Source organism: Bacteroidota bacterium (genome assembly GCA_016213405.1).
Taxonomy (GTDB): Bacteria; Bacteroidota; Bacteroidia; order Palsa-948; family Palsa-948; genus Palsa-948.
This window is the reverse complement of record JACRAM010000072.1, coordinates 1-7,750: the sequence shown is the minus strand read 5'-3', so window position 1 is coordinate 7,750 and position 7,750 is coordinate 1. Positions and strand designations below refer to the sequence as shown.

9 protein-coding genes are annotated in these 7,750 nt (G+C 40.3%); all 9 read left to right on the top strand.

Annotated features, from left to right (window positions below):
• The first annotated feature begins 151 nt into the window (after positions 1 to 151).
• Entirely contained in the window at positions 152 to 1,552 is a 1,401-nt protein-coding gene (locus tag HY841_09545) for an anthranilate synthase component I family protein (GenBank protein MBI4930993.1), read from the top strand.
• A gap of 76 nt (positions 1,553 to 1,628) precedes the next feature.
• Entirely contained in the window at positions 1,629 to 2,192 is a 564-nt protein-coding gene (locus tag HY841_09540) for an aminodeoxychorismate/anthranilate synthase component II (protein ID MBI4930992.1), read from the top strand.
• Positions 2,189 to 3,181: an anthranilate phosphoribosyltransferase gene (gene trpD / locus HY841_09535; GenBank protein MBI4930991.1), complete on the top strand. Its 993-nt coding sequence runs from the start codon at positions 2,189 to 2,191 to the stop codon at positions 3,179 to 3,181. The genes HY841_09540 and trpD overlap by 4 nt, the downstream gene beginning before the upstream one ends.
• 7 nt (positions 3,182 to 3,188) lie before the next feature.
• The gene (trpC, locus tag HY841_09530) at positions 3,189 to 3,980 is read left to right on the top strand and encodes an indole-3-glycerol phosphate synthase TrpC (protein MBI4930990.1); all 792 of its coding nucleotides are present in this window, start codon (positions 3,189 to 3,191) and stop codon (positions 3,978 to 3,980) included.
• Positions 3,977 to 4,588 (top strand): phosphoribosylanthranilate isomerase, encoded by a 612-nt coding sequence (locus tag HY841_09525; protein MBI4930989.1) that lies wholly within the window; start codon positions 3,977 to 3,979, stop codon positions 4,586 to 4,588. Before trpC ends, HY841_09525 begins: the two co-directional genes overlap by 4 nt.
• A complete protein-coding gene (gene trpB / locus HY841_09520) occupies positions 4,569 to 5,804 on the top strand; it encodes a tryptophan synthase subunit beta (GenBank protein MBI4930988.1) in 1,236 nt (411 codons plus the stop codon). The genes HY841_09525 and trpB overlap by 20 nt, the downstream gene beginning before the upstream one ends.
• A gap of 65 nt (positions 5,805 to 5,869) precedes the next feature.
• The gene (gene trpA, locus HY841_09515) at positions 5,870 to 6,667 is read left to right on the top strand and encodes a tryptophan synthase subunit alpha (GenBank protein ID MBI4930987.1); all 798 of its coding nucleotides are present in this window, start codon (positions 5,870 to 5,872) and stop codon (positions 6,665 to 6,667) included.
• A 218-nt stretch (positions 6,668 to 6,885) separates the two neighbouring features.
• Positions 6,886 to 7,272 carry a hypothetical protein gene (locus tag HY841_09510; GenBank protein ID MBI4930986.1) on the top strand — a complete coding sequence of 129 codons (387 nt, stop codon included), beginning with the start codon at positions 6,886 to 6,888 and terminating at the stop codon, positions 7,270 to 7,272.
• A 19-nt stretch (positions 7,273 to 7,291) separates the two neighbouring features.
• Positions 7,292 to 7,750 (top strand): hypothetical protein (locus tag HY841_09505; GenBank protein MBI4930985.1); only part of this gene is annotated, 459 nt, incomplete at its 3' end.

Sequence of the window (7,750 nt, the reverse complement as noted above, 5' to 3'; positions counted from 1 at the left end):
TTGCAAAAGAAGGTTACTACAGTTTATCGGCAAACTACAAACGATTAAAACTTTATGAAACCGCTGTATGCGTCTAAGCATGTACAGTGGTGTGAGAGGTGGCGAAGTTACTTTGTACCTTCGCTTCCTACTTTAATTATCTGTGAAATTAATGGCGTATAAATTACATACCAAACAAAAAAAACTTCTGGCGGATACCTATACGCCTGTTGGTATTTACCTGAAGCTCCGGGATAAATTTCAGAATTGCCTTTTGCTCGAGAGTTCGGATTATCACGGAAACGAGAACAGCTATTCTTTTATATGCTGCGAGCCGATTGCTACCTTCAAGGTGCAGAATGATCTTATCCATCTTTCCTTTCCCGATAAAAAAACCGATTTGGTAAAAGTTGAAAAGCAATTTCAGGTTTCTGATTCTTTGAAAGAATTCTCTGAAAAATTTGAAGTTGATAAATCGGATTCTAAATTTTCTGTCAACGGTTTGTTCGGCTACACTACTTATGATTCGGTCAGATATTTTGAAGATGTGAAACTAAATCTAACTAAGAATACAGAGAAGGAAATCCCCGACATGATGTATTCAGTATATCGGTTTGTAATTGCAATTAATCATTTCAAGGAAGAATTGTATTTGTTTGAAAACACTTTGGAAGGGGAAAAATCTGATATTGATTCCATTGAAACCATTATCAATAACCGGAGTGTCGCTCAATTTGAATTCATGTCGGAAGGAAACGAAAATTCTAACCTGACCGATTCAGAATACACGGCAATGATTCACAAAGGAAAGGAAGAATGCAAAAAAGGAAATTTGTTCCAGATTGTTTTGTCGCGAGAGTTCATGCAGAAGTTCAGAGGCGATGAGTTTAATGTGTATCGTGCACTCCGCTCGATCAATCCTTCGCCTTATCTTTTTTATTTTGATTACGGAAGCTTCCGAATCTTCGGCTCATCGCCTGAGGCGCAGCTGGTTGTAAAAAATAATGTAGCGCAGATACACCCCATTGCGGGAACTTTTCGCAGAACTGGGGATGATAAAATAGATAATGAATTGGCAGAAAAACTAAAGCAGGATAAAAAAGAAACTTCTGAGCATGTGATGTTGGTTGACCTTGCAAGAAATGATCTGAGCCGCAATTGCTCCGATGTGAAAGTGGAAGTGTTTGCTGAAACTCAATTTTATTCTCATGTTATCCATTTGGTTTCAAAAGTGACAGGGAAATTGAAGAGGTCAAACTCGCTTCGTGTTTTTGCTGATACATTTCCAGCAGGAACGCTAAGCGGTGCTCCAAAAGTAAAAGCGATGCTGATAATTGATTCCTGTGAGAACGATTCACGTGGATATTACGGAGGCGCTATCGGTTTTATCGGCTTCAACGGAGATTTCAATCATGCCATCATCATCCGTTCGTTCCTGAGTAAGAACAATAAATTATTTTACCGCGCAGGAGCGGGAGTAGTCATAGCATCCAAAGAAGAAAATGAATTGCAGGAAGTGAATAATAAACTGACAGCGCTAAAACAGGCAGTAATAATGGCAGAAAAAATATAAATGCTGTCATTCCGAACACAGTGAGGAATCTCACGATGAGATTCTTCGCTTCGCTAAGAATGACAAATCAAACAATATGAATATTCTGGTTTTTGATAATTACGATTCGTTTACTTACAATCTTGTTCAGTATCTTGAGCAGTGCGGTGCTGCTGTTGATGTTTTTCGCAACGATAAAATTTCTTTAAAGGAAATTGGCAAGTACGATAAAATTCTTCTCTCGCCAGGACCTGGTTTGCCAAGCGAAGCAGGACTTTTAATGGAAGTGATAAAAGAATATGCTCCGAAGAAAAGCATTCTTGGAGTTTGTCTTGGGCAGCAGGCAATCGGTGTGGTTTTCGGAGGTAAATTGAAAAATCTTGATTCGGTTTATCACGGCTTGGCAACTGAAATGGAAATTGTGAAAGAAGATATTTTATTTAAAGGGCTTCCGAAAAAATTCAAAGCAGGACGCTATCATTCCTGGGTGGTGGATGAGAAAAATTTCCCTGCTGAACTTGAAGTGACATGCAAGGATGAAAACGGATTAGTGATGGGGCTTCGTCATAAAAAATTTGATGTGCGCGGAGTGCAGTTTCATCCAGAAAGCGTTTTAACCGAACACGGACAGGATATAATCTCAAACTGGGTGCAAGGATGAAAGAAGTATTAAACATATTATTTGAACACAAAATTCTTTCGCGCGAGCAAGCGAAACAAATTTTAATTGGCATTGGTAAGAGCGAATACAACTTGAGCAGTGTGGCGGCATTCATGTCGGTGTACCTGATGCGCAATATTTCTGTGGAGGAGCTGGCTGGATTCCGAGATGCATTGCTTGAACTTTGCCTTCCTGTTCAATTTGATACGAACGAAACGATTGATATTGTGGGAACGGGCGGTGACGGAAAAAATACCTTTAATATTTCCACGCTGTCTTGTTTTGTTGTGGCGGGAGCTGGAATAAAAGTTACCAAGCACGGAAATTACGGAGTGAGTTCGGTGAGCGGTTCATCCAACTTGCTGGAAAAGATCGGAATAAAGTTTACGAATAACGTTTCGCTTCTTAATAAACAAGTCAACGATGCCGGAGTATGTTTCATGCACGCACCGCTGTTTCATCCTGCTATGAAAACAGTAGCACCTGCCCGCAAGGAACTTGGTGTTCGAACTTTTTTTAATCTTCTTGGACCTATAGTAAATCCCTGCCGTCCGAAATACATGCTAGTTGGCACTTATAATCTTGAAATTATGCGTTTGTATAATTATCTCTTGCAGGAAACATCACATGAATATTCCATCATACATTCGTTTGATGGTTATGATGAGATTTCATTAACAGGAAATTTCAAAATAATCTCAAGAAACACAGAACAAATTATTGAACCAGATCAATTGGGAATGAATGCCGTCAGAGAAGGAGATCTGTTTGGCGGAAACAATATCGATGAGGCTGCGCAGTTGTTTTTGAAGATTCTTAACGGAGATGGAACCAAAGCACAGAACGAAGTTGTAATTGCGAATGCGGCAATAGCGATTAATTGCGTTATGAAGAATATATCTTTGATTGATTGCATTGCGAAAGCAAAAGAATCCCTTGAAAGTAAAAACGCATTGTCAGTATATAAAAAACTAACCAGTATTAATTAATTAACCAATGAACATCCTTGAAAAAATAGTAGCACACAAAAAGAAAGAAGTGGAAGATAGAAAATCTTTTTTTTCTGTTGTGGAATTAGAGAAGTCGGCTTATTTTACTTATCCTGTTGTATCGTTGAAAAAAGCATTGCTCAATGATGAAAAAACAGGAATCATAGCTGAGTACAAACGCACGTCTCCTTCAAAAGGAATTATTAATAAAGAAGTGCTTGTTGAGCAAACAACTTCTGGTTATGCAAAAGCGGGCGCAAGCGCGTTGAGTATTTTAACTGATACAGAATTTTTCGGAGGAAAGAATGAAGATATAATCTCAGCAAGGAAACAAAATAATATTCCTATTCTCCGAAAAGATTTTATCGTGGATGAATACCAGATCATTGAAGCAAAATCAATTGGTGCAGATGTTATCCTTCTTTTGGCAAATGTATTATCGGCAATGGAAATAAAACAGTTTGCGACTACTGCTAAATTTCTTGGCATGGAAGTGTTGTTGGAAATAAGGAATAAGTCCGAACTGAAATCAGTGAATGTGCTGGTGGATTGTATAGGAGTGAATAACCGCAATCTGAGTGATTTTTCTGTAAACGTAAATCAATCATTTCTCCTTGCTGAATCTATTCCTAAGGATTTCATTAAAGTTTCTGAAAGCGGAATTGATTCGGCAAAAACAGTTCATGAACTGAAGAAAGTTGGTTTTAAAGGATTTCTTATAGGAGAAACCTTCATGAAAGATAAAAATCCTGAGATAGCTTGTGCAAATTTTATCAAAGAAGTAAAAGAATACAAATGAAGCTCAAAATCTGTGGAATGAAATATGCCGATAATATCAGGGATGTTGCAAACTTATCTCCTGACTTCATGGGATTTATTTTTTATCCAAAGTCAAAACGATTTGTCGGAGAAGATTTTACGATGCCTGAGATGTTATCCAAAATAAAAAAAGTAGGCGTGTTTGTAAATGATTCGATTGAAAACATTTTTGAGCAAGTAAAGAAACACAGTCTTGACTTTGTTCAATTGCATGGAGATGAATCGCCTGAACAAACTTCAAAAGTTTTTAAAACTTTTGAAATTTTGGATGTTAGAGTAATCAAAGCATTTGGCATTGATGATCAATTTGATTTTTCTATTTTGATGGAATATGAAAATTGCTGCGACTATTTTCTCTTTGACACTAAGTCGAATGAATATGGTGGCAGCGGAAATAGGTTTGATAGAAATATTTTGAAGTACTATAAATTATCAAAACCCTATTTTCTCAGCGGTGGAATTGATTCTATAAATGTTGGCGAACTCTGCCCTTTTGCAATTGATGTGAATTCAAAATTTGAAATAGAGCCAGGGCTAAAAGACAGCAATAAATTAAAAATATTGAAAGATGAGCTATCAGGTAAATGAAAAGGGCTGCTACGGCAGTTTTGGAGGAGCCTACATTCCCGAAATGCTTTTCCCGAATGTGGAAGAGCTCAGGGAGAATTATCTCAAAATAATTTCTTCGGATAAGTTTCAAACAGAGTTTCAGGACTTACTTCGTAATTACGCTGGCAGACCGACTCCTTTATATTTTGCAAAACGTTTATCAGAACGATACAAAACAAATATCTTTCTCAAACGGGAAGACTTACTTCATACAGGCGCACACAAAATAAATAATACTCTTGGGCAGATTTTAATAGCAAAACATCTAGGCAAAACCAGAATCATTGCTGAAACAGGAGCGGGGCAGCACGGTGTTGCGACTGCTACTGTATGTGCGCTGAAGGGATTAGAATGCATTGTTTATATGGGCGAAGTTGATATTGAAAGGCAAGCGCCTAACGTAGCGCGCATGAAAATGCTCGGAGCAAAAGTTGTTCCTGCAAAAAGCGGAAGTAAAACGTTGAAAGATGCCACCAACGAAGCCATCCGCGACTGGATAAATAACCCTGTTGATACGCATTATATAATCGGTTCTGTGGTTGGACCACATCCATATCCGGATATGGTGGCGCGTTTTCAAAGTGTGATTTCAAAAGAGATAAAGGAGCAGTTGAAAAAAAATCCTGATTATGTGATTGCATGCGTTGGCGGAGGAAGCAATGCGGCCGGTGCGTTTTATAATTTTCTTGACGATGAAAAAGTAAAACTGATTGCGGTGGAAGCGGCTGGAAAAGGAATCAACAGCGGACATTCTGCTGCTACAATGGTTTTAGGAAAGCCGGGAATCATTCACGGAAGCAAAACAATGCTGATGCAAACGGATGATGGACAGATCATCGAGCCGTATTCCATTTCTGCAGGTTTGGATTATCCCGGTGTGGGACCAATTCACGCGAATCTCTTTAAGACCGGAAGATCAAAATTTGTTTCGGCAACGGATGATGAAGCGTTACAGGCTGCCTATCTTCTTGCGAAATTAGAAGGTATCATTCCCGCACTTGAAAGTGCGCATGCCCTCGCACATTTAGAAAAATTGAATGCAAAAGAAAATGAAACGGTTGTTGTGAATCTTTCAGGAAGAGGAGATAAGGATATGGCAATCTACATTAAGAACATGAATAACCCATCCCCAACCCTTCCCAATGGCGCCAATACGCGCCATGGAGCAAGGCGCCAAGGGAAGGGAGAAAATTAAAACACTTGCAAAAAAATAAAATCACTGAATTGTTTTCTCTCCCCCTTGTGGGGAGCAGGAGGGGGCTGCTTTCCATTTATTTTACAGCAGGATTTCCTAATCTTGAAGACACGAATATTATTTTGGAGGAACTTGTTCAATCAGGAGCAGATATGATTGAAATTGGAATACCCTTTTCTGACCCGCTTGCTGACGGACCTGTCATTCAACATTCAAATGAAGTGGCGCTGAAGAACGGAATGACGCTTAAGTTGCTTTTCGAGCAACTTGAAAAGTCAAAAGTCAAAAGTCAAAAGTCAAAAGTGCCAATGATTCTTATGGGGTATCTTAATCCTGTATTGCAATTCGGTGTGGAGAATTTCTGCAAGCGTGCAAGTGAAGTTGGAATCAGCGGAGTGATTTTGCCCGATTTGCCCATGGATGAATATCTGAGTGATTATAAACCCATTTTTCAAAAATACAATCTTTCAACTATTTTTCTCATTACTCCTCATACATCAGAAAAAAGAATCAGAATGATTGATGACAATTCGGATGGATTTATTTACATGGTTTCATCTTCAAGCACAACGGGATGCCCATCCCCCCGATGCTCTGATTGGGGCAAGCCAACCCTTCCCGATGGCGCCAATACGCGCCATGGAGCAAGGCGCCAAGGGAAGGGGGCAGAAACATTGAAATATTTCTCACGCATTAAAAACATGAATCTCAAAAATCCTTTGATGATTGGTTTCGGAATTTCAGACAGGCAAAGTTTTTCAACAGCATGCCAATACGCCCATGGAGCCATCATTGGTTCCGCCTTCATTAAGCATCTGGAGAATGGGGGAGAAGCGGGGAAATTTGTTTCGCAAATCCGGTAATGTTTCTTACGTATTCAAAAAACCCACCCCAAAAATAAATTTTGCCCGTTCAAAATCTTGTTTACATTTGCTATGTAATCAAAAAGAACATACCCCGCCCTAGTTAAAAAAAGATAATGTATGTAATACGCTCCCAATCGCTCCCACTGCCCTTTATTGAGAAGTTACCTCTCTCTCTCTCTTTCTCGTATTTATTAGAAGCAAAAAAAAATTTCGCGGTGGCGCGCTTCGCGCCATGCGAAATTTTTTCTGCCATAGTTCAGTCCTCCTCTATGGCAGTGGAGGCATCCTCTGTGGCAGTGGAGTCCTCCTCTATGGCAGTGGAGGCATCCTCTATGGCAGTGGAGGCATCCTCTGTGGCAGTGGAGGCATCCTCTGTGGCAGTGGAGTCCTCCTCTATGGCAGTGGAGTCCTCCTCTATGGCAGTGGAGTCCTCCTCTATGGCAGTGGAGGCATCCTCTGTGGCAGTGGAGGCATCCTCTATGGCAGTGGAGTCCTCCTCTATGGCAGTGGAGGCATCCTCTGTGGCAGTGGAGGCATCCTCTATGGCAGTGGAGGCATCCTCTATGGCAGAAACATGCGAAATTTTAACAATTCATAAATAAACAACTAAAACCAACCAAAATGGCAAAAGGAAAGTATTATCCGACTGAGGACGAAAAAATCAGGCAATTTTTAAAAAACCTGAATCTTAAACTGCCCTCCTATGCATCCACCTTCGGGCTTACGGCTGCTCAATTGGCATCGGTGAATGCCGATTATCTGAATTTTGATTACTGGTTAGACCAGTCCAACCTGTTCCTCACCGAAAAAGAAGAACGGGTGAGTTACAAAAACCTGTTGCATGACGGACCTTTGGGCACTCCATCCAGCCCTGCTCCGGTTGTGCCTGCGGTGGCTGCGCCTCCTGCCGGCATACTGCCGGGCATTGAGCCGCGCACGCGCGAAATAGTGCAGCAGATAAAAAACCATCCTAACTACACCGATACCATCGGCAAGGATTTAGGAATTATCGGAGACGAGCAAAGCGTTCAGAAATCTGCCCTCAAGCCGCTGATCAAATTAGTGCAAACAGCAGGTGGC

Bases quoted from the DNA above. Each gene is read 5' to 3' on its own strand.
- HY841_09540 (MBI4930992.1), top strand. From the start codon at position 1,629: ATGAATATTCTGGTTTTTGATAATTACGATTCGTTTACTTACAATCTT.
- trpC (MBI4930990.1), top strand. From the start codon at position 3,189: ATGAACATCCTTGAAAAAATAGTAGCACACAAAAAGAAAGAAGTGGAA.
- HY841_09545 (MBI4930993.1), top strand. From the start codon at position 152: ATGGCGTATAAATTACATACCAAACAAAAAAAACTTCTGGCGGATACC.
- HY841_09525 (MBI4930989.1), top strand. From the start codon at position 3,977: ATGAAGCTCAAAATCTGTGGAATGAAATATGCCGATAATATCAGGGAT.
- trpB (MBI4930988.1), top strand. From the start codon at position 4,569: ATGAGCTATCAGGTAAATGAAAAGGGCTGCTACGGCAGTTTTGGAGGA.
- trpD (MBI4930991.1), top strand. From the start codon at position 2,189: ATGAAAGAAGTATTAAACATATTATTTGAACACAAAATTCTTTCGCGC.